The organism is Marinobacterium mangrovicola (assembly GCF_004339595.1).
GTDB lineage: Bacteria > Pseudomonadota > Gammaproteobacteria > Pseudomonadales > Balneatricaceae > Marinobacterium_D > Marinobacterium_D mangrovicola.
The window spans coordinates 1-20,044 of record NZ_SMFU01000002.1 but is presented as its reverse complement, the minus strand read 5'-3'; the positions used below and the strand labels follow the sequence as shown (position 1 = coordinate 20,044).

The window sequence follows — 20,044 nt, the reverse complement described above, 5'->3', positions numbered from 1 at the left end:
TTATGGCGACCAGTAAAGAACAATGGGACCAAGCTTACCAGCTCCTTAGTCAGTTCGAGCGTGAGCTGATAGATCCCACCCTTTTTAAATGGGACTACTTCATCGAGAACGTCGGTGCCAGTAAACAAACGTTCATGCGTAACAAGGAGTTCAACGACGAGTTTAAACGTGTCCGAAACCTAGTTAGGCAGTACAAGAATTCGAAAGCTTCCTACTCATTGGAACGCTCACAGAAGAGTAGGAAAGACCAAGAAATTGAGCAACTGAAAGAGCAAATTGCTTCTCTCAGAAAAGAACGAGACCGGGCGCATGAGCAGCTAGCCTACGCGTGCTTGATAGCTCGCCGCAACAACATTGATCCAGACCTGTTCATGGAGAGCTCTCCTCTGCTTCGCGCTAACATGAAGCCCAAAGAAGAACCGAAACTGCAAAACAATCAGGTGGTTTCACGTTTGAGGGCAATGAAAAAAAGTAAGGCAAGCAAATAGCAAAGATTAATGCACCAAAATCCGATCAACGGCTTTTACGTATTATATTGCCTTCAGCGACATAATTTTTTGGTAATTATTGTCACATAGGAAATATTTTGATGGATTTCATTAGCACACTAAGACGCAAAAACTCACTCCGCAAAGCGGTAAAAGATCTCGATAGTGCACAGCTTGAAAAAGTAGTATCTGACCTATTTGACATTCTAGAGCACGCTAAAGCCATAGAGGCTTACAAAGAATACGAGGAGCAAGCCCGTATAGCAGCCATTCATGACATTCAGAGGAAAATGATAGAAGCAGGACTCTCTCTTAAGGACTTCGCAGATCTAAACGAATCCAACTCTCACCCGAAGGTAAAACCGAAATACAGGCTAATTGGATCAGACGGCAAGCCAAACGAATGGTCTGGACGAGGGCGAAAACCTGTAGTCTTTCGAGATTATGAGGAACGAGGCGGAAATATCGAAGATCTTAAAATTATCTAAGCCTTCAAAAATAGAATATTAGACTCTCAGAAACTTGGGTGCTTGTATGTACTGACATTTTACCTAATCTAAATAGGATTAAGCAGAATTCTATATACACAGACATTTAAAATATATTTAAAATAACTAAAAGTAAAGAGTATGTAAATACAGATTGTTGGAGGAACTGGTTCCATGAGTGCTACAAACACCCACAAGGCCCGTTGTGGCTGGATTCAAACGAAGACGTCTGTAAAGCGAGAAAAAACCGATTGTAATTTAGTCATGGAACTCCCGGCTTTTCTTGACGCGCAGCACTCCCACAGCACCAGTGCGATTGAGGTCTATTCGCATATCGCGTGGCAGATCGTATTGATCAATACGATCTGAATCTAGTTATCAACGAATCCTAGCCCACCTATTCTCCAAGCTGGTGGCCAGAAAACCGTGCGGACAGTTACAAAGATTTGAGATTTGCGGGCTGAGTACCGTTCTTTTCAACGGAGGCACAGGTCTCTGCTTCCAGGTTGAAGTAGCCTTTGCCTCTGAGGCTTTGAGGCATATCGTCCCACAACACATATTCGTTGCTTGTGGCCGCCATAGCCGACATATGGCAAAGAATGCAACTTATGCGCAGAATTTCTGACGATGGTCTTCCAACCTGTTCGTTGGGTTACTCGGCGAATCCGTCACGTGCAAAAATCTATAAGTCGATCGAACTTTTGAAGTTGTGCTCCGTTACCAATCAGTCAAACTGTTCACACAAGAATGTGTCAACCTCCATGGTCGTGGCCAGTAGATCGGAACCCCCATTCATCAATACCCCAGCCAAGGGCCGCCGTGGCGGGAAAGCTCGCGGTCTATTTTGGCCTCATCCGCCAACGCAAGCACCTGCACCGTGCGGCGCACATCCGCCTCTGCGTACGTTTCCGCGATTGTCACGAGTTTCTGTTCAAGATCATCATCGATCGCAAAGTGAGCCAACTCATCCCCGCGCTCGTTGGTTACATCCAGAAAACCCTTATTTACAGCGCAAAAGCGGTTATTGTAGCCATTGCCAAACGCCATTTGGAACGTGGAATTCACTTCCGCGTCCGCATCTTGCTGGGCGTTTTCGCGCTCAATGCACAGTTCAAATTGCTCCCGCACGAAACTAATAAGCGGCGCGAAGAGATCGCGATAAAGCTGGTTTTCGAAGTCATCCAGATCCGTGATGCCCAAGGCGCGAGCCAACATTGCGTTGTCTTCGTCGTTGCCAGCCTCTGTCGGGGCCAAGTCAAGTTTCGTGCGGCCGTCCTGAAAGGGGTCCCGCATTTGGAACACGAGCGACACGTTGCAGTCAGGCCCTTCAACGTCGGCAATAACCTGCGCCAGATCCGGCTGATCGCGGTCATACTCAATATCCAACCCGTTAACAGTGAGGGTGTGATTGGCGAGGGTAAGGGTGTGATTGGTTTTACGGTAAGCCATGTTATTTATTCAGTCCTTGAATACGTGTGTTTTAAGAGGAATTCCATTCCTCGACGATTTTGATTATACAAAATCAAAAACAAAAATAACAATAAAAATAACAATAAAAATAACAATAAAAATAAAAATAAAAATAACAATTTATCTGAACGCCCATGACGCGCACGGGGCCTATGCGCCGGTAACCGCCCTGCCCGACCTGCACTGCCCCAAGCCAAGACGGCAGGCGAGAAGGGGCCAGGCGACATAATCGCGCGAGCGGAGACAGAGTTCAGCGTCGGCGCTCCGGAACAGCGCATCAGTTTTTGCTTTGAGCATGTCGGCCACGAGGTAGTAGCGATACGGCTCGGCAATCTCGTTGACGCGTAGCCACGCGCTGGAAATGACGGCGCCAAAGAGCGGTGTCGCCGCGAGGTTTAGCGCGGGGTGTGTAGACATGAGACGGTCTCCTCTCGTTTTCGTCGAGGAAACACTAGGATGTAGTTAAATATTCGTCAAAGATGGCATAAATAAGTTTAATATATTTTATAAACCAACATAAAACGGATAATGTATTGATAAATTCTATTGAGTAACCCGGCGATTAACTTAACTGGCTGATTCCGTTTGGCTTGAAATAATTCAATAGAATTAAATAGATAGCAAATTCTATTAGAGTTCTAGCTAATTTTACATCTATGATTTATTTTCGCTTTTATCCTAAAATAAAGAACCAAAAGGAATTAATGGGTCAGCCAGTCGGTACAAGCTAAACCCCCATCACCGCTAAAACCCTATAGATGCGTGATGTTCGGGGCGATCAGGCCTTCTAGGCGTAGCCCGCAAGCTCGACGGTTTGCGCCGCGACAGCAATACGCTCAGGTCGCATGAGATCGAACGCCAAGCCCTTCCTAGCTACCAGGGGTAAGGATTTGCGCTAAGACTTAGGCCCCGCCAGTAAGCGTCATAGCCTTTCTTTCGTAAAACGCCACGGGATCCGGGTCTCGATCTCAGGTACACAAGGTCACCCTTTTCCCCCCCACCCGCGTCGTTGGCGCTCAGCGTATGTTGCCGGGAACAGTTCTGCGTTAACGACTGCCTTCGCAATCCTTAAGAACCATAACAGCCCTTAACGCTTGCAAAGACAATCACTACAGCCTCCCCCCTGCACAGAACGTCGATCGGTATTCTCAGTGCTCTCGTTACCCTTTCTCGTCTGACACTCGACAGCGTCAGATTCGATTAGCTGGATGGCCCCCTGAACCGATGAGCGTTATTGATACAAAGGCGCTCAGCATCGGGATAAGAGATAGACGTACGTGAAGCCGGCCCCCGTAACCTGATCGCTGGCGATGGCTTTGCTTTCTAGCATTCATCCACTTTCGCGGTGCATTTACATCAATGCGCTTTATACCCTCTATAAAGAAGTTAAAGATTCTCCCATAAAACCATTATGGTTAGATCAAGATTTAATGTTCTACAAAAAAACTCTACGATAAAATTAACTCATCACCCCATAAATAAAAAGCATCGTTTACACAGCATTTATATGTTGTATAGAGCATGGCTTTATCTGTAGGCTCTTTACGAGAAATCGACTCCTGTACTAACGAGTCATAAAATAAATTTAATACAGAACCTAAATTATGATTGATAATTGTCTATATAACGGTTTTGAAACGGACATACATAAGTCTGAGTATATGTTTTCTTCAGAAAAATCTAATACAAAAGCATAAAGCCATCATAAAAAGTGACAGATTAGCCTATACCAAAACTCAATGCGACCGATTAGGGCGTAGTTTTATACGATAAAACCAACTTATAAAAATAAAACTTCAAACAAGCCCCCTCATGAAACTAAAACCAATTAATATAGTTAATTAAAGGTCTACGATGAACTCACGTTTTTTATATTCGGCTTGTATGAAATTATTTCAGCAAAAAAAAATAATGAAAATAAAAAACCTCATAAAAAAAATAATTTAAGGACCTAACAATGGAAATACCCAATAACCAGCTGCCGATAATCATTACCATAACTGGAGTTTACGGCGTATTTATTTTGCTTTATGCGTACTATTTTTATCGTAAGATAAACACTTACGCTGAGTACAACTTAGCAGGTCGCAGCATGCCACTAGTACCAATGGTCCTGACCATTTTAGGTACTTCTATAGGCGGAGCTATGCTCCTTGGCTTGATGGCCGATGGATATCGTATAGGCCTGAGCCAGATTTGGATGCTGGTTGCCCTGAACGGCATGTTATTGCTCTTCACCATTTTTTTCGTCAAACGCTTACGTAAGGTCGGCGATAAACACGAACTTTATACCGTTGGCGATTATGCCGTTGTACGTTACGGCCCCTTAGCACGCTACCCTGCCTCTATTGCGAATCTCGTTGCCATATCCGCTTTGACCGGAATGCAGTTCATCGCACTCGCAACGATCTTCAAGCTGTTATTTGGCCTGGAAATGACTCAAGGGATTTTGTTGGCGTGCGCCCTCCTGACATTAAAAACCTATCTCGGGGGATTCACATCCGTTGTCTGGTCTGACGCTGTACAGGGCACGATACAAACCCTGGGCATATTATCTCTATTTGCTGCGGTCTACTTTCTCTCAGGAGGCTGGAGTGAAATAGCGAGCCGAGCTGAAGCGACGGGCCAACAAGCGCTATTCGTTTTAACCAGCATGTCCCCGTACAAGATCTTTATATTCGTATTCACCATCGGCGCTGCCGTTTTGGTACGCCAGGATTTTTGGTCGAGAATCTGGGCTGCACGCGACCTCAACACCACAGTGAAAGCTTACTGGTTGTCCTGTATTCTCCTACTGATAACAGGCCTGGTTATCATCTCGACGGGGGCACTCGCTAAAGTAGGTCTAGGCATCGTCTCTGAGCCCGCCTCAATGGTGTATTACCACGTAATCCAGGAAGCGATGCCCTTCTGGTTTTTCGTACTGATGCTCGTAACCTTGATCGCCACAGTTGTGTCATGCGCTGACTCGTTTTTTATTGCAGGTGCATCCACCATCGTCAGCGACTTTATCCACCCCAATTTCAAAGGTGCCACCGACAGGCAGCTGCTTCTTTGCAGCCGGGGGGCCGTCATCATCATGGCAGTGATTTCATTAACTCTAGCAATGGCCGTTCCGGGCCTGATTCAACTCTGGATTACGGGCTCAGCGATACTCGTCTCCAGTCTGCTAGTACCTTTGCTGCTGGGGGTTCTCTGGAGCCGTCCGAGTCGGCGCGCAGGCACAAGTGCCATGTGGTTCGGACTGATTGCCTCACTGGCGTGGCAGCTGTCAGGGCAGTCCGCTAACTGGAGCCCAGTGTTCATAGGCGTTGCGATTTCTACGCTCACCTTGTTTTCGGTAATGCTATTGGAGCGTACTCAGGGAGAACCGGCGCTGGCCAAAAACGAAGCCTAAGCTTAACCCCAGGCTCGTTACCATCCCCTCAGCGAGCCTGGCTTTTCAATTAACGAGCTCTTTCTCGAGATGCTCCAAAAAGCGACGTTTAAGAGCGAAATCGGCACTTCCCAGCCATACCGCTGAAGTTTGGAAAGTCGTATTAACATCGTGCAGCGGACGAACCGCCAGATTATCACCAGCCCGATACCCGGCCGTTTCAATGTGTATACTGACCCCCATTCCTGCCCCGACAAATGCAAAAACAGCTTGACTATTACTCGCTTCCTGGATCACATGTGGCTCAAAACCATGTTCGAGGAACAGCGCATCCAAGTTCCGCCTGAAATCTCTCCATGTCCTCATCTCACCTATTACAAAAGGTTCATCTTTCAGGTCGTCAAGACTCAGTGAACTACGTTCAGTTAAAGGATGATCGGATGGCAGCAATGCCACGAAGCGATCACTTTTAACTTCACGACTTTCAAAACCGTCAACCGGCATCATCCCCGAAACAAACGCGATATCGAGCTTATCTTCACCGAGCATCTGTATTTGCGGAACATTGGGCAGGTGGATTAACTGAATATCCACATTCGGGTAGATGTCTCGAAAATTACGTACTATCCGCGGGAGCACGCCCAGGATAGCGATATCGGTATAGCCTATACGCAGAATTCCATGTTCGCCCCGCCCTGCCTGGCGGGCGATCTCGATTGCCTCATCAAGATCGTCAACGATGCGTTGAGCTTTCTCCATGAACACTTTGCCCACTTCAGTCAACGAGACACTCCGATTACTTCGAATCAGAAGGTCTTCGCCAATAGCCTCCTCCAACTGCTGGATTGTTCGACTGAGTGCAGGTTGAGTTAGATGTAAAGCGGCGGCGGCTTGACCGAAATGCAGTCTTTCCGCGACGGCTAGGAAAGCTTTTAACTGCCGAATTTCAACACGCACAGTGATAAATCTCATGCATCATAGGATAAATCTTCAACATTATACTTCCCCATTTTCCTTCCAGATAATCAGAGATCACCACTAAAGATAACTCAGTAATTGTAAGGTAACACAATGACGACCACAGTATTCAGCGCGAGCAAAGTCATAACCATGAACCCGTCTCTGCCAGAGGCAACACATATCGCGGTTAAAGATGGTCGTATTCTGGCTGTGGGAAATGCACAAACCATCAGTGAGCTGGCTGGTAACCTAGGTACAATTCGTCATGATGATCGCTTTGCCAATCACATCATCATGCCGGGGATGGTCGAGGGTCACTGTCACGCCCATGAAGGCGCGCTATGGAAGTATCTTTACCTGGGTTTTTATGACCGCCGTGATCCTGAAGGCATGGTTTGGGCGGGAATACAAAATACTAGCAGTCTACAGGAACGCCTTAAAAAGGCTGCTCAAACACTTCCAGCAGGTGAACCGATTATCGCCTGGGGCTTTGACCCGATCTTCTTTCACGACGAAATCATCGACCGGCACACCCTGGATGCCGCCGTAGGCGATCGCCCGGTCGTCATCGTACACCTTTCTTTCCATGCCATGACCATAAACAGTGCCGCGATCGAAGGCGCTGGCTTGGGAGCTCATACCAACATCGAAGGGGTAATGCTCGACGAAAGTGGGCAGCCAAGCGGCTCAATAAAAGAGATGGCAGCCATGCATGCAGTGCATGCAAGCCTGGGGGTTAATCTCTTCGACATGGTATCCAAGCCAGAGACTCTTCGCCGTTTTGGACAGGCGGCTAGCCTTGCCGGTGTCACCACCGCCACCGACCTTTTCAACCCGCTAACAGACGAAGGTATCCAGTCATTACAAACGGTTACGCAGGAGGAAAATTTCCCGATCCGCCTGGTGCCTGCGATGAGTACACTGGGACGCCCAATCGAAGAAGGAGTTGAGCGGCTCGCATCTGTAGGCAATCTGAACAATGATCGGCTTTACTTCGGGCTGGCAAAAGTCATGTCTGACGGCTCAATGCCAGCCTTCACCTGCCGACTGAAGTGGCCCTACTACCACAATGGCACGGGTAACGGTGCCTGGAACGCATCACCGGAAGAGCTGCGAAGGATCGTACACGCTTACCACCAAGCAGGTGCACATCTCCAGATTCACACTAACGGTGACGAAGCGGTCGAGGTAATGCTCGATATATTGCAAGAGGCACTCGAAATGTGGCCGCGCTTTGATCACCGTCATACGCTACACCACTGCCAGATCACCAATCAGGCACAAATGCGACGTGCCAAAGCTCTGGGGGTTTGCATGAACCTTTTGACCAATCACATCTATTTCTGGGGCGATGAGCACGCCGAAACACTGCTTGGTTGGGAACGCTCCCAGCGCCTCAATCCGGCAGCATCCGTACTCCGCCACGGCATCCCTCTAGCGATCCATAGTGATGCGCCTGTCACGCCGCTTGGTCCATTGTTCACAGCTTACGTGGCGTGTACACGAAAAACGGCTTCAGGGAAGGTACTCGGCCCATATGAACGCATCAGCGTGGAACAGGCACTGGAGGCGATCACGATTGGCGCGGCCTACACTCTGAGACTGGACCACCTGATAGGTAGTCTGGAAATTGGCAAATTCGCTGATATGGCAGTACTCGATCAAGACCCTTTGTCTGCCGATCCGGAGGATCTCAGGGACATTAAGGTAATCGCTACCGTTTTAGGGGGACGGGTCCATGCAGCCTGAGTTAAATGAAGGCTGCGAACCGATCCCGATGACGGTTTTAAGTGGATTTCTGGGAGCGGGAAAAACCACGTATCTCAATCAACTGATACATTCAAGGCGTATCCCTAACGCCTTGATAATGGTGAACGATTTCGGTGACATCAATATCGACAGCGAACTGATCGATTACCAAAATGATCGTATTATCAACCTTACCAACGGATGCGTATGCTGCACCCTCGGCGGTTCCCTTGCCGAGCAGCTTGCAGAAGCTTTACGTTTTACACCACGGCCTTCCGCTATTGTTATCGAGGCCAGTGGTGTTGCGAACCCGGCTCGAATCGCCGACATCGCGAGGGTTTCCCATGAGCTTTTTCTTAAGGAAGTCATCTGTGTTGTCGACGCCAGCCAAGCACTGGTAAATGCAAAACACCCCCAGATCGGCGAAATATGGCGGGAACAGATTGCAGTTGCCGACAGACTTCTGTTGAACCGTCTAGTAGATGAAGCGGAATTTGTGAAGAGCCTTGATACACTTCTCAATTCACTCAACCCTAGCGCAGCAAGGCTCGAGCTCCCATTACCGAACGGTGCCCCAGCTCCAACGCCAGCATCGCAGTCCACGCATACAGCACCCACTTCGACTAAAAATTCACATAGCTGGGCCAGCGCCACATTAACCCTCTTGTGCGCAATTGATGCAGAGCGACTAACGTCCCTGCTGAAGAACTACGCTGACGTGGTAATTCGCGCGAAAGGCTTTCTAGTCTGTGGAGACCAGAGTCGCCCAAAGCTGCTCCAATTCAGCGGCGGGCAGGTGCGCTGGCTTCCCAGCGTAAAACCACCGGCCCAGGCCCAGCTCGTGCTTATCGGCATTCCCGGCAAGCGTTTCGACGAGGCGTGCTCCGCAATAAGGTCTCTTGGAGACCTCTAGAGCGGAGTACACCTCCCGCTTACATTGAACCACAGGAGACATAAATGCAGTTCTCTCAACTTACCAGCCGCATTGCCGGAGAAGGAACGGCAGCCTGGGATATACATATCCAAGCACTTCAGCGCCGAGCCCAGGGAGAGGAGGTAACCATACTGTCTGTGGGCGACCCTGATTTCGATACTCCCACGGAAATCGTGGGAGCCGCCGTCAATAGTTTGCGTAATGGCCACACCCATTATCCAGATATGCGCGGCTCTCTGGCGTTACGGGAAGTCATTGCAGAATATCACCGTAATCAAGGTGTTAAGGACATTGATCCGCAAAATGTCATCATTCTGCACGGTGCACAGAATGGTCTATACGCGGTAGCTCAGTGCCTGTTTAACCCAGGAGATGAAGTAATTATTCCTGAGCCTACCTATGTGACTTATGAACCTGCGGTCCGGTCGACCGATGCAAAAATCGTAAGAGTTCCGATGAACCCTGACTCTGATTTCCGATTGGACCCCAAGCTCATCGAAGCAGCTATCACCCCCCGGACACGTGCGTTGATGCTGAACAGTCCACACAATCCGACCGGTCAACTGATCGGTCCCGAGACATGGAAAAAGATCGCAGCGCTGTGCAAAAAACATGACATCTGGCTGGTATCAGATGAGGTTTATGCTGAGCTGATATTCGAGGGCGAACATCTTTGCCCCGCTAGATTTGAAGAAATTGCAGATCGTACGGTCGTGATCAGTAGCCTTTCTAAGTCACATGCAATGACAGGCTGGAGACTCGGCTGGGTCATGGGTCCACGGGCGCTTATCGATCATATATTCAACCTGTCGCTATGCATGCTGTACGGTTGCCCGAGTTTCTTACAAGACGCCGCCGTTGAGGCCCTGTCCAAGGCTCATCCAGAGCTGGACGTTATGAAAGAGACCTACCGTAATCGACGCGATACGGTATGCGACACCCTTTCTGAGAGCCGATGGCTGCGTGCCGTGCGTCCTCCCTCAGGCATGTTCTTGATGATCGACGTACGCAAGACTGGCCTTTCATCCAAGGCTTTCAGTCAGGCACTGCTTGATAACTACGACGTTTCGGTGCTGCCAGCCGAGGCTTTTGGCCCCTCTGGTGCCGGTTTTGTTCGCCTCAGTTTAACGGTCGATACGGAACAGCTTCGCGAGGCCTGCCGCCGCATGGATGCCTGCGCCCGAGAGCACTCAATTACACCGGTTAGCGCTTGAATTGATATTGCTTTACAGCGATTGGACTGACCATTAAAAAACCCCGCCGTTAATACGGCGGGGTTTTTAGATGTCTGTCTGAAATCATTCCCCAATGCGTACCACTTTACGATTAACGAACTCCTCCATACCATCGCGGCCCAACTCTCGACCAAATCCAGATCGTTTTATCCCGCCGAATGGTATTTCAGGAGCAGAGCCCGGCGCTTCGTTGATATTAACCATGCCAACGTCCAAACGGTCAGCCAACTGGCGAGCCCGATTGATATCGGTTGACTGAATAACCGCACCTAGACCATAAGCTGAGTCATTAGCTAGACGTACTGCTTCGTTTTCGTCCTCTGCGTTAAAGACAATGGCGACCGGCCCAAACAGCTCCTCTCGGTAAACGCGCATCTCAGACGTAACACCCGTGAGAATGGTCGGCATGAACCAAGCACCGGCGCGTTCAATCCGATAGCCCCCTGTATTTACCCTAGCCCCCTGATTGATAGCATCTCGCACCTGCGCGTTCAGACTCTCTACAGCAAGCTCCGATGACAGAGGCCCCATGAAAGTGTCATCGGCCATCGGGTCCCCAACTTTGATGCTTTCCACGGCTTGTGTGAAAGCGGCCAGAAACTCATCGTAAACACTGCTTTCTACGATGATACGTTTAGCCGCGTTGCACGCCTGACCCGCATTAGCAAAACGGCCCAGGAGAGCTTGCTGAACTGCGGTTTCCATATTGGCATCGGACAGCACGATAAAAGGGTCAGAGCCCCCGAGCTCAAGCACTACTTTCTTCAGGTGTCGCCCTGCCACCTCCGCAACTGCACTGCCGGCACGTTCAGACCCCGTGAGGGATACACCCTGAACCAGCGGATCCGCAATGATGTCAGCGGTTTGCTCATTGGATGCATAGACATTGATATATAGGCCTTCCGCGGCCCCCGCATCAAGGAATATCTGTTCCATCGCCTTTGCCGACTCCGGACACTGTGGCGCGTGTTTAAGCAGCAAGGAATTACCATTCATGATGTTGGGCGCTGCAAACCGCGCAACTTGGTAGTAAGGGAAGTTCCACGGCATGATGCCGAGTAATACACCCATACCTTCCTTGCGAATCATGGCCTTGCCCGGACCATCCAGAGCAATTGGCTCATCGGCCAGAAACTCTGGGCCGTTATTCGCATAGTAGCGATAGATAGACGTGACAATATCTATTTCAATACCGGCCTGGAACAGTGGTTTTCCCATCTCACGGGTAATAATGGCGGCCAGTAAATCACGTCGCTCCTCATAAAGGTCGGCGACTCTATTTAGAAGCTTGGTACGTTTATCCAGGCTACTGCTACGCCATTCCCGGTAAGCCTGGTGAGCATGTGCGATTTTTTGACGAATTTCTTCGTCCGTTGCCTGGGTGAAACTTTTTACCATATTCCCCGTGGCGGGATTAGTTACAGCATACATTGTCATCCGATCACTCCATTTGTTCTTGTTAGATAGGTTCAGGGAAGGTCGTGAAGAGGATCAGTGATAACGTGTATAAGGGCGGGTATCCCCTTTTCCTTCACTGCACTGAGCGACCTTTCGACCGCTGCTGCGGCGTCACTATTGGATGTAACTGTTTCTCCGTGGCCACCGTAGGCACGGCACAGCGCAGCAAAATTGGGGTTGGATAACTGGGTCCCACTAACACGCTCGGGGAAGAAGGCTTCCTGGTGGGCGCGGATTGTGCCGTACTGACCGTTATCCATTACCAGGATCAACATCGCCCCGCCATATTGCACGGCAGTGGCTATTTCCTGGCCATTCATCATGAATTCTCCATCCCCGGCAACCGCTACGCTTATTCGCTCAGGGCTTTCCAACGAGGCAGCAATCGCTGCCGGGACGCTGTATCCCATAGAACCGTTGCGGGTGCTGAGCTGGCTCGGGAAGGTATTGGTGGGGAAATAACGTTGCGCCCAGGCACAGTGGTTGCCTGCACCAAAGCTATACACGGCGTCCTCCGGCAGACGTGCAACAACCTCTTTAACCACCGCGCTCATGTGCGCAGTACCGGGCGCCGTGGCCGGCAGTTGATCCAACGCAGGTATAATCGACGCAGCCGCATGTGCTGCACGACCCTCTGAGCGCCAGTTTTCCCAGTCAGTCGAACGACCAAGTTGGAGGTCAACCACAGCTTCGGCGAAGGCGACAGGCGACGCGACAAAATGACGGGTAACCGCGCCACTTCGACCACGTAAACTTGTATCGATATTAACGAGAATATTGGTTCGATCATTTTCCTGGCGAGCAGTATAGCCTTCGGTAGACACGTCACCGGGTACAGTACCGATAGCAACTAGGACATCCGCGTCCTCAAACATCGAAAGCGTCATCTCAGTTCGCCCATAGCCTAGCGAGCCACAATTGACGGGAGAGTGAAATGGAACCCGGTCAGCGGCCCTCCAATCATGAATAACCGGAATGCCGTTCTCCTCGGCAAACCGGGTAACCATAGAGGCCGCTTCAACTGTCCAGCGCTGCCCCCCAATAAAGAGCAGCGGACGCTGCGCTGCAAGTAGCAGCTCCTTCAGTTCCTCCAGCTCGCCAGACGAAATAGCCCCTTCTGCGACAGGAAGTACCGGATGCAGCGCATCACTTACTTCATGTGTGATTACATCTTCTGGTAACCCGATTACAACCGGGCCAGGCCGTCCAGAACTAGCAGCAAAGAACGCTTCCGCAACGACTTCAGACGCGCGCTCCGCCTCATCCAGTACGAAAACGCGCTTACACTGAGTGCCGAACCACGCATAGGGATCAAACTCTTGGAATGACTCACGCATGCGGTCAGCTACGGGGATGAGTCCAACGAATAAGACCATCGGCACAGCATCCTGCCAAGCAGTGTGCAACGCGACAAATGCATTCGCTGCCCCGGGTCCCCTGGTTACCATCGCGACACCCGGTTTACCCGTGAACTTTCCGTGGGCTTCCGCCATGTAAGCTGCACCACCCTCGTGGCGGCAAACTACCGTGTCAATGTTAGAGTCATGAAGTCCATCCAAGACCGCAAGATAACTCTCCCCGGGAACTACAAATACTCGCTCTACGCCATGTAACGCTAAAGAATCTACGATGGCCTGACCGGCATGGTTCTTATTCATTTACTCACTCCTATTTTTCAGCCGTATATCAGGCAACATGCTAGGATCGAGTTTTGAATCTGGATAATGCTTTATATCTCTCGTTCGATAAGCCAATGACATTAAACTTTTGGGAATCTATCGAAGTATGCTCTTGCCTTTATCCACTTGAATGCCAGCGACGAACTCTTAGCCCGCCCCCGGGGCGGCCGTTTTATTTCTCCCACCGAGACAAGCAGTTCAAATTTTTTAAACGGACTCATCAAGGACGATATAATGATCGGGAGTAGCACCGGTTCTGCCTTTCTACGGCTCAGTGGGTGCAGTTTCCAGCGAATGCGTTCCTATTGACTACTTTACCTGAAGTCTGGAGAAGATGACTGACTCGGCAGCACCCGCAATCAGGTGTTACGACAGTGTCGGGGACGGCAGCGGAATCTCGGTGGTGTACTTCAAGCTATCCAGCAGCAGGTGGGTTTCCGCACTGGAGACTTGCTCAAGACTGAAAATCTTCTCGCTGAGGAAGCGCGAGTATTCATCAAGGCTGGGAGCTACGATACGCACCATGATGTCTTTATCGCCAGCAATAGCCCAACATTCGGTGACCATGTCGTACTGGCTAATCGCGTCCTTGAACGCCTGTTTACTTTGCGGCGACAGATTGCTCGCCTTGATGATTAGAATTGCCTGTACCTGCAAGCCAAGCTTCTGACGATCAAGTAACGCCACGTAGCGGGCAATATAGCCTTCCTCTTCAAGCCTTTTGACTCGCCGGTGGCATTGCGAAGACGACAAGTTGATGCGTTCCGACAACGCCGCATTAGAAAGACTCGCGTCGTTCTGAAGCTGATGCAGGATGTTGAGATCAATTCGGTCGAGAGGTGTCATATCTATGCTCTGGCAAGAGACGAAGAGGCGGTACACTACTTAGCAAAAGTATCCGTGCCGCTTTTGTATTATACCCCACGGATAGACGCAATCTTAACAGGAACACACATCAACAGCTCTAGCCTGCGCGCACCAGTGCATCCGGCCCACGGGGTTGGTCAGGCATAGTCTGATGACTGAAGTGTCGCGGCAAACCTAATAATCCCGCCCAGTACCAGTCATTGGTTCCCCTTCCGTAAAACCGCTCCAACGACTCTCAGCGAAGCCGAGGGCTAAGCTTTCATCCCCCCCTCTTCCGTCACTGTTTCAACGTACTGCGCTTTGCGTCTGAAGAATCCAACTTTCGAATCCTAAAACCACCCCGCATGCAGCTTGATGCAATTTTCTTTCATCAAATAAAACAACCTTGCAAGTACCTCCCATTTATCAATTAAAAGCACTTACAAAACGAAAATTAACTGCGTCCAAGTTTTGCTATTCTGAATTGCAATAAAAACTAAAGTTCCGTCATAAACGGACCAATAGATATTTTGCCCCTCATGCAAAAAGAAAAAACATAAGAACATCAACTCTTCTAGTTAGCTAAATAACCAAATCAATTATCGGTTGTTAATTAGCTCAGAAGATTTGAAAACTCGAGCGGTACCACTCCAGACTGGAGTGGTACCTACACAGCTCGTCAATTTTATTGGCGACTAAACCGATGTACGAGTTGCATACAATGAGAGCAAAGATCCTACTTGCCTGCCGCTGGCTGTTGCCGGCATTTGCCATCACCCTATTCGCGCCGCCCGCTTGGGCGAATGGCGCGATAAACGATCTGCATCAACAAGCCCAAAGCCTTATCTATGGCTTCATGGGCCTGGTATTCACCTCCGTCCCGCTCGGTGGCACACAGGTACCTATCATCATTCTCTGGTTAATAGCCGGAGCGCTGTTCTGCACGGTCTATTTCAAGTTTTTGCAGTTCCGCTCACTCAGATTGTCCTACCGCCTGATCAAGGGTGAGTTCAACGACCCTGATGCACCTGGTGAAGTCACCCACTTTCAGTCACTTAGTTCAGCCCTGTCTGTCACTGTTGGCCTGGGCAACATCTCCGGCGTTGCTATTGCAATTGCCGTTGGCGGCCCTGGTGCAGTCTTCTGGATGGTCCTGATGGGATTCTTCGGCATGGCCACCAAATTCGCGGAGTGTACCCTAGGGGTTAAATACCGTGACATTCATGCCGATGGCAGCGTCTCCGGCGGTCCAATGCACTACATTCGCAAGGGCTTTGCTGAAAAGGGTATGCCCCGACTGGGAATTATCCTGGCTACCTTTATCGCTCTGGCGATTACCCTCGCCACATTTGTATCCACTAATATGTATCAGGTAAACCAAGCCTATACGCAAGTAGCTGTTGTGGTTGGAGAAAATAGCTTTCTGGCTCAAAACAGTTGGATCTTTGGCATCGGTTTTGCCCTAGTAGTCGGCACCATCGTCATTGGCGGTATTAAAAGCATCGCGAGCGTGGCGGACAAGCTGGTGCCATTTATGGCGGTGTTTTACGTCGGTACGTCTCTCATAGTCTTGGCCTACCACATAGACGAGATTCCACACGCATTCGTGGTCATTTTTGAAGCTGCCTTCAACTTGGATAGCGCAGCAGGTGGCTTCTGGGGTGCCGTAACCCAGGGCATAATCCGCTCTCTAATTTCTAACGAAGCGGGCATGGGTACTGCTTCTATTGCTCACGCCACAGCCAAGACCCGCTTCCCCGCAGCCGAAGGCTACGTTGCCCTCCTAGAGCCATTTATCGATACGGTCATTATTTGCACCATGACGGCGCTAGTGATAGTCGTTACAGGTACTTATACAAATACCGAGCTTAGCGGGGTCGCTCTGACCTCTGCGGCGTATGCTAGTGTTTTCCCTTGGTTTCCCTATGCCCTAGCGATATCAATCTGCTTATTTGCCTTCTCAACAGTGCTCGTTGTCGCATACTACGGCATGACCGCAAGCAGCATGTTATTCGGTGATCGCAAGTTGGTACGTCATCTCTACCTCGCAATCTTCCTCTGCCTAACTGTGGCTGGGTCGATGCTCAAACTAGAACTCATCGTTAATCTGATGGATACCCTCGTAGTACTGATCTGCATTCCCAATCTGATCGGTGTCTACATGCTCGCCTCTATTGTTCGTGATGAGCGTCGTAAGTTTCTCAAATACGTCAAACAACACGACGCTCAACGCGCCACCTCTCAAGAGAGTTCTCCTCCCCCCCTGCACACCAGTCAGGACACCTAAATCCAAGGTGAGGCGTTCCAGCGCTTCACCAACGAAAACTCTAGCAACCCAAGGTACCACCACCGGATTCCCCTCGGTGGCGGGCCTGATCGCACCTGAATTTTGGGTCAGCACAAGACTGTCCCCTGCTTTTTAGACAGATAAGGAACTAACCGAAATGAATCGCAAACTTCTGCCTGTGGCAATTAGTATGCTGCTACCACTAACCTTCAATGCCAATGCCGATGTGTTACGCGACGGCGACGAGCTCAAACTGACATACAAAAACTACTACTGGAACGAATCCGCTCAGCGCGGCGACGACGGACGGGTCTGGGGCGCTGATCGCGATGAGTGGATACAGGCGGCCCTGCTCGAGTATAACTCAGGATTTATTGATGACTGGATCAGATTCGAGTATGGAGCAATCGCGGCAGACAACCTAAATATCGGTTCTAGCGCTACTAACATTACAAACCTTTCGGATAACGATAGAGACGGGGAGCCTGACGGACTTCTGGGCACACAAACAGCCTATATCGAAACCCGGTATCAAGGCGAGGGGTTCATTCTCAGCGCAGGCGTCGGCAAGAAGGCCCGACTCGCCCCTGTGTACAAAGACAACACTACTCGAATCATTGACGCCACTTCGGTGGGTTATGACCTCAATGCCAAACTTGGCAATTTGCAGCTCTATTTCACGGAGCTGAACAAGATGAGTCAGCGTAACGAAGATGACTGGGGCGAACCGTTGACTAACTACAGTGGTGAACGCATCGACAGCCTTCGCTACTTCGGCGCTCAGTATCGTTTTTCAAACGGCCTGTCACTTGAGGCAGCCCAAGCTGAATCTGAGGATTACATCCGTGAACGCATGGCCCGTGCCCGCTATATGCTGCCGTTACAAAACCAGCATTCACTAATGTTCGGACTAAGCTATGGCACGCTGGACAGCGTGGGAGATCTTTACAACCAGGATGCCTCCGCTCCGTTTTTATCTTTCTTCAATGACGATCTAAGCGCTAGCTACCATGAACTGAGCCTGGGCTACCGTTTGCCCGGCATTGCCCTAAGCTTGAACTATTCCAACGTACAGGGAGGCGACTGGAATTATAACCTCGTCGAACAGGAATTCCGGCAGTGGGACACCCACAACCAATACGCTTGGTCTTGGTTTGGTCTAGAGGGTGAGGATGCTATCAGCCTCCTCGGTATGGTTGATTTTAGTCACTTCGGCGTACCGGGGCTACGTTGGAACGCGGGCGTCTGGTTTTCTGATGATGCCAAGGGGTTCCGAGACTTTAAGCGCCATGACTTCACCAGCGTACTCAGCTACGACTTCCCCGGCGCCTTTAAAGGCCTCAACCTAAGCTGGATGCACAGTACTCACCGCGCCGAGGGCGAGATCGATGGTGTAAACCGTACAGCTTACCCCCTGGGGCCTGCGGGCCTGGAACGCAAAGACGTCAATCGACTGTACATCGCCTATAGCCGGACATTCTGATTTGCAAAACTCTCGGCGCAGGGCTTCCCCTTCGTCCTGCGCCGAGCTTAATTAAACCATCCTTTAAATGAGGTTTATATACTGATGATCCCAACACTTAAGCGAGCCTTGCTGACCTCAGCTTTATCCAGCACCTTTCTCGTGGCGCAGTCACAGGCTGCCGTAGACGCTATACACGTCGACACACTTATCAGAAATGTGATGCCTCAGGTTATCGACTGGCGTCGCGATATTCACCAGCATCCGGAGCTTGGTAACCGCGAGTTTCGTACCGCTGAAAAAGTTGCCAATCACCTCAAGGGTCTTGGTATCGAGGTCGAAACAGGTGTTGCTCACACCGGCGTAGTGGGTATTTTGCGTGGAGCCAAAGAAGGCCCTGTCGTCGCACTGCGTGCAGACATGGACGCTTTGCCAGTGACTGAAGATACCGGTCTACCTTTCGCCTCTAAAGTCACCACCACCTTTGCGGGCAAAGAGGTTGGCGTCGCCCACGCCTGTGGTCATGATGCACACACAGCGATACTGATGGGTGTAGCAGAGGTGTTAGCCGAGCTTAAGAATGAGCTCAATGGTACCGTTATGTTTATCTTCCAACCAGCTGAAGAAGGTGCTCCTCCTGGCGAAGAAGGTGGCGCTAAACTAATGCTGGAGGAAGGTTTGTTCGCCGAGCTTACACCGGACGCGGTCTTCGGTCTGCATGTAATGCCCAGCCCTGTTGGAACTATCGAAGTGCGCGAGCGCGGTATCCTAGCCTCCTCAGATGGCTTCGAAATCAGCGTAAACGGAAAACAGACACATGGCGCCATGCCCTGGTTAGGCATTGATCCTGTAACACTGTCTGGCCAGATCATCACCGGGCTACAAACGATTCCTTCTCGTCAGCTAGATTTCACCAACTCGGCCTCACTTATCACAGTCGGGAAGATTGAAGGCGGCGTTAGGGCGAATATCATTCCAAACAACGTCAAAATGGAAGGAATAGTGCGTACCCTAGATCCTGAAACACAAACGACGATACATGAATACATGGAGCGCACTGTACACAATATCGCGGAAAGTGGCGGCGGCAGCGCTGACCTGACAATCACTCCCTACTACCCGGTAACCTACAACAACCCTGAACTGACAAGGCAGATGACTCCTTCCCTGAGCGAGGTAGCCGAGGTCAATGAGGCCAAACCTTTAACTGGTTCTGAAGACTTCTCTTTCTACGCTGAGCAAGTACCTGGAATGTTTTTCTTCCTCGGAGCCGCACCGGATCAACCTGATCAGGTATTCCCGAATCACTCCCCCAAATTTGTTGTGAATGAAAAAGCCTTGCCGATTGGCGTAAGCGCGATGACGAAAGTGACTTTAGACTTCCTGTCAAACAACTGAGGTCAAAGGCGCCCTTTGGGCGCCATAACCCAGTTTTATTTTCGACAATCTACAGGCCTAAATGAATCGCCCGGATTCCTACACACATAATGACCTCAGGGATGCATCGAGAATGAGGCCTTGCCGCCAACAGCTAATTTGGAGGTAGGGTAATCTGCCTGGTAAAAGTAATCTTGTGGTTCTTTGCTCTTGCTAGCCTATTGGAGGCTGTCAA

Annotated in this window: 16 protein-coding genes; 10 read left to right on the top strand and 6 right to left on the bottom strand. The window is 50.2% G+C overall.

Annotated elements, in window-relative coordinates; all coding sequences use genetic code 11:
- Nucleotides 1–2 precede the first annotated feature (2 nt).
- The 3 genes from CLV83_RS00625 to CLV83_RS00615 all read left to right on the top strand — a co-directional run bounded on the left by CLV83_RS00625 (nucleotide 3) and on the right by CLV83_RS00615 (nucleotide 1,345).
- Nucleotides 3–488, top strand: a complete 486-nt coding sequence (locus tag CLV83_RS00625; RefSeq protein WP_207894644.1) for a hypothetical protein — start codon at nucleotides 3–5, stop codon at nucleotides 486–488.
- A 101-nt stretch (nucleotides 489–589) separates the two neighbouring features.
- Complete coding sequence (locus tag CLV83_RS00620; protein ID WP_132286045.1) at nucleotides 590–976, top strand: H-NS histone family protein; 387 nt, start codon at nucleotides 590–592, stop codon at nucleotides 974–976.
- Between the two features lie 174 nt (nucleotides 977–1,150).
- Nucleotides 1,151–1,345 (top strand): hypothetical protein, encoded by a 195-nt coding sequence (locus tag CLV83_RS00615; RefSeq protein ID WP_132286042.1) that lies wholly within the window; start codon nucleotides 1,151–1,153, stop codon nucleotides 1,343–1,345.
- 426 nt (nucleotides 1,346–1,771) lie between these two features.
- On the opposite strand, the gene CLV83_RS00610 is transcribed toward CLV83_RS00615, so the two are convergent.
- Both CLV83_RS00610 and CLV83_RS22525 read right to left on the bottom strand, forming a co-directional pair.
- Nucleotides 1,772–2,425 (bottom strand): hypothetical protein, encoded by a 654-nt coding sequence (locus CLV83_RS00610; protein ID WP_132286039.1) that lies wholly within the window; start codon nucleotides 2,423–2,425, stop codon nucleotides 1,772–1,774.
- A gap of 171 nt (nucleotides 2,426–2,596) precedes the next feature.
- Nucleotides 2,597–2,863, bottom strand: coding sequence for a hypothetical protein (locus CLV83_RS22525; RefSeq protein WP_165900204.1), 267 nt, complete (start codon nucleotides 2,861–2,863; stop codon nucleotides 2,597–2,599).
- Nucleotides 2,864–4,403: 1,540 nt separating this feature from the next.
- Between CLV83_RS22525 and CLV83_RS00600 the strand changes: the two genes are divergently transcribed.
- On the top strand, nucleotides 4,404–5,843 hold the full coding sequence (locus CLV83_RS00600) for a sodium:solute symporter family protein (RefSeq protein WP_132286036.1): 1,440 nt from the start codon (nucleotides 4,404–4,406) through the stop codon (nucleotides 5,841–5,843).
- 45 nt (nucleotides 5,844–5,888) lie between these two features.
- Here the strand turns inward: CLV83_RS00600 and CLV83_RS00595 are convergent, their stop codons facing one another.
- On the bottom strand, nucleotides 5,889–6,779 hold the full coding sequence (locus CLV83_RS00595; RefSeq protein WP_165900203.1) for a LysR substrate-binding domain-containing protein: 891 nt from the start codon (nucleotides 6,777–6,779) through the stop codon (nucleotides 5,889–5,891).
- A 114-nt stretch (nucleotides 6,780–6,893) separates the two neighbouring features.
- Here CLV83_RS00595 and CLV83_RS00590 point away from each other — a divergent pair, with 114 nt between their 5' ends.
- The 3 genes from CLV83_RS00590 to CLV83_RS00580 are packed head-to-tail and all read left to right on the top strand — an operon-like array spanning nucleotide 6,894 to nucleotide 10,679.
- On the top strand, nucleotides 6,894–8,531 hold the full coding sequence (locus CLV83_RS00590; protein ID WP_132286030.1) for an amidohydrolase: 1,638 nt from the start codon (nucleotides 6,894–6,896) through the stop codon (nucleotides 8,529–8,531).
- On the top strand, nucleotides 8,521–9,444 hold the full coding sequence (locus CLV83_RS00585) for a CobW family GTP-binding protein (protein ID WP_132286027.1): 924 nt from the start codon (nucleotides 8,521–8,523) through the stop codon (nucleotides 9,442–9,444). The genes CLV83_RS00590 and CLV83_RS00585 overlap by 11 nt, the downstream gene beginning before the upstream one ends.
- A 44-nt stretch (nucleotides 9,445–9,488) precedes the next feature.
- On the top strand, nucleotides 9,489–10,679 hold the full coding sequence (locus tag CLV83_RS00580) for a pyridoxal phosphate-dependent aminotransferase (RefSeq protein WP_132286024.1): 1,191 nt from the start codon (nucleotides 9,489–9,491) through the stop codon (nucleotides 10,677–10,679).
- 84 nt (nucleotides 10,680–10,763) lie between these two features.
- Here the strand turns inward: CLV83_RS00580 and CLV83_RS00575 are convergent, their stop codons facing one another.
- The 3 genes from CLV83_RS00575 to CLV83_RS00565 form a co-directional block, all read right to left on the bottom strand.
- Nucleotides 10,764–12,137, bottom strand: a complete 1,374-nt coding sequence (locus CLV83_RS00575) for an NAD-dependent succinate-semialdehyde dehydrogenase (protein WP_132286021.1) — start codon at nucleotides 12,135–12,137, stop codon at nucleotides 10,764–10,766.
- Between the two features lie 32 nt (nucleotides 12,138–12,169).
- Entirely contained in the window at nucleotides 12,170–13,816 is a 1,647-nt protein-coding gene (locus CLV83_RS00570; protein ID WP_132286018.1) for a thiamine pyrophosphate-dependent enzyme, read from the bottom strand.
- Nucleotides 13,817–14,203: 387 nt separating this feature from the next.
- Complete coding sequence (locus CLV83_RS00565; protein WP_132286015.1) at nucleotides 14,204–14,683, bottom strand: Lrp/AsnC family transcriptional regulator; 480 nt, start codon at nucleotides 14,681–14,683, stop codon at nucleotides 14,204–14,206.
- A 721-nt stretch (nucleotides 14,684–15,404) separates the two neighbouring features.
- On the opposite strand from CLV83_RS00565, the gene CLV83_RS00560 reads away from it, so the two are divergent.
- The 3 genes from CLV83_RS00560 to CLV83_RS00550 all read left to right on the top strand — a co-directional run bounded on the left by CLV83_RS00560 (nucleotide 15,405) and on the right by CLV83_RS00550 (nucleotide 19,830).
- A complete protein-coding gene (locus tag CLV83_RS00560; RefSeq protein WP_165900202.1) occupies nucleotides 15,405–16,970 on the top strand; it encodes an alanine/glycine:cation symporter family protein in 1,566 nt (521 codons plus the stop codon).
- Nucleotides 16,971–17,127: 157 nt separating this feature from the next.
- Complete coding sequence (locus CLV83_RS00555; RefSeq protein WP_132286009.1) at nucleotides 17,128–18,453, top strand: OprD family outer membrane porin; 1,326 nt, start codon at nucleotides 17,128–17,130, stop codon at nucleotides 18,451–18,453.
- An 84-nt stretch (nucleotides 18,454–18,537) separates the two neighbouring features.
- Nucleotides 18,538–19,830 carry an amidohydrolase gene (locus tag CLV83_RS00550; protein WP_132286006.1) on the top strand — a complete coding sequence of 431 codons (1,293 nt, stop codon included), beginning with the start codon at nucleotides 18,538–18,540 and terminating at the stop codon, nucleotides 19,828–19,830.
- The last annotated feature ends 214 nt before the right edge of the window (nucleotides 19,831–20,044 follow it).